Here is a 695-nt window from a genome sequence, read left to right on the forward strand (position 1 = left end):
TTAGACGTCGTTTCAGAAGTGGTGGGCCCGGTCCTGTCAGTGTCGGCGACGGCTGAGAGCATCGGCTGGTGGTCGCGCCTCGTGTGTCTGCGAAGACGAAGATCTTCGAGTTGGAGATCGTGTTGGTCGAGGTGGCGCCGTCGGTCCGGCGTCGGGTGCAGGTGCCGGGCGAGATCGACTTGGCGGTGTTGCACGGGGTGGTGCAGTCGGTGATGGGCTGGACGAACTCGCATCTGCACGAGTTCGAGATCGCCGGGCGCCGCTACGGGATCCCAGACCCCGACAGGCCCTCCCAGGGCGTTGCCGACGAGACCAAGGCCAAGCTGTCTCGGCTGGTCAAGGCTGGTGATCGGTTCGGCTACATCTACGACTTCGGCGACAACTGGACCCATGAGATCGCCGTCGAGGCGGTCGAGACCGCCGAGCCGGGGGTGCGCTACCCGCGCTGTGTCGCAGGGCAGGGGGCGTGCCCGCCTGAGGACGTCGGCGGGATCTGGGGGTACGAGGACTTCCAGGCCGCACTCGCCGATCCTGCCCATCCTGACCACGCTGAGCGTCTGGAGTGGGCGGGCGGGCCGTTCGACCCGAACCGCTTCGACCCCGACGAGGCCGACCGGGCCCTGGAGTGGCTGGCCTGGCGACCACTGGCATCGACTTCGTAGCCGGCCGACCCTGGTGAGGGCGGCCGGGGGGGG

Annotated in this window: 1 protein-coding gene; it reads left to right on the forward strand. The window is 68.6% G+C overall.

Annotated elements, in window-relative coordinates; translation table 11 throughout:
* Window positions 1–110: 110 nt before the first annotated feature.
* Window positions 111–662 carry a plasmid pRiA4b ORF-3 family protein gene (locus PSD17_RS23615; RefSeq protein WP_339124557.1) on the forward strand — a complete coding sequence of 184 codons (552 nt, stop codon included), beginning with the start codon at window positions 111–113 and terminating at the stop codon, window positions 660–662.
* Window positions 663–695: the final 33 nt, after the last annotated feature.

The organism is Pseudonocardia sp. D17 (genome assembly GCF_036984265.1).
Lineage (GTDB): Bacteria > Actinomycetota > Actinomycetes > Mycobacteriales > Pseudonocardiaceae > Pseudonocardia > Pseudonocardia benzenivorans.